1 pseudogene is annotated in these 809 nt (G+C 49.4%); it reads right to left on the minus strand.

The features are described from left to right. Positions 1-221: 221 nt before the first annotated feature. Positions 222-809 (minus strand): annotated as a pseudogene (locus ACLJOO_RS42665) (IS1-like element IS1B family transposase); the annotation flags it as partial.

Genomic DNA, 809 nt, shown 5'->3' on the forward strand with positions numbered 1-809 from the left:
TGGTTTAACCATGCTCATTTATGACCAGAACCTTTACGCTTTAATTATAAAGATGACTTATTTCAGCCATCCAGGCACGTTATATTCTGAGACATTCTCAATGGAATATGCATCTCTCCTGTCAGAACCTTTCTTACACTTCAACTCATTGAACCCCCATTTACCCTCTCTATTGGAATAAAATACAGTATATTTATCGGTATTAAGGTAATGACTCCAACTTATTGATAGTGTTTTATGTTCAGATAATGCCCGATGACTTTGTCATGCAGCTCCACCGATTTGGAGAACGACAGCGACTTCCGTCCCAGCCGTGCCAGGTGCTGCCTCAGATTCAGGTTATGCCGCTCAATTCGCTGCGTATATCGCTTGCTGATTACGTGCAGCTTTCCCTTCAGGCGGGATTCATACAGCGGCCAGCCATCCGTCATCCATATCACCACGTCAAAGGGTGACAGCAGGCTCATAAGACGCCCCAGCGTCGCCATAGTGCGTTCACCGAATACGTGCGCAACAACCGTCTTCCGGAGCCTGTCATACGCGTAAAACAGCCAGCGCTGGCGCGATTTAGCCCCGACATAGCCCCACTGTTCGTCCATTTCCGCGCAGACGATGACGTCACTGCCCGGCTGTATGCGCGAGGTTACCGACTGCGGCCTGAGTTTTTTAAATGGCGGAAAATCGTGTTGAGGCCAACGCCCATAATGCGGGCGGTTGCCCGGCATCCAACGCCATTCATGGCCATATCAATGATTTTCTGGTGCGTACCGGGTTGAGAAGCGGTGTAAGTGAACTGCAGTTGCCATGTT

Source organism: Kribbella sp. C-35 (assembly GCF_046549195.1).
Lineage (GTDB): Bacteria > Actinomycetota > Actinomycetes > Propionibacteriales > Kribbellaceae > Kribbella.